Raw genomic sequence first — 616 nt, forward strand, 5'->3', positions numbered from 1 at the left:
TCGGCTGGGACGGGCGTCCGCTCACCGCCGCCGCGGTCCACGCGTTGAGCACCGCCTCGGTGGTGGTCGGCGGGCGTCGCCATCTCGATGCGGTCGCGCCACTTCTGGCCACAGGAGTGGCGACGATCACCCTTGGTAACGTCGCGGCGGGCCTGGCTGAACTGAACGCCCACCTGGCCGCCGACGGTGGCCCGGCGGTGGTCCTGGCCAGCGGTGACCCGGGGTTCTTCGGCATCGTCCGGGCGCTGCGCCGACTCCGTCTCGACATCGAGGTGCTGCCCGCGACGTCCTCGGTCACCCTCGCCTTCGCGCGTGCCGGGCTGCCGTGGGACGACGCCCTGGTACTCAGCGCGCACGGTCGCCGCCTGGACCGGGCCGTCAACGCCTGCCGCGCCCATCCATGCGTGGCCGTGCTGACCGGACCGGGCGGCGACCCGGCCAGGCTCGGCGCCGCGCTGACGGCGCTGCCGCGCGCGATGTTCGTCGCCGAGGATCTCGGGATGCCTACCGAACGGACCACCTGGTGCACGCCACCGCAGGCCGCGGCACGTCGCGACTGGCGAGATCCGAACGTGGTCATCGTGGTGGACACCAACGTCCATGACACCAACGTCCA

Annotated in this window: 1 protein-coding gene; it reads left to right on the top strand. The window is 72.9% G+C overall.

All coding sequences use genetic code 11. From position 1 onward, the window contains the following. The coding region (gene cbiE, locus U9980_RS13975) for a precorrin-6y C5,15-methyltransferase (decarboxylating) subunit CbiE (RefSeq protein WP_322768315.1) at window positions 1-616 on the top strand (616 nt) is incomplete at both ends.

Source organism: Protofrankia sp. Cr1, assembly GCF_963555865.1.
Lineage (GTDB): Bacteria > Actinomycetota > Actinomycetes > Frankiales > Frankiaceae > Protofrankia.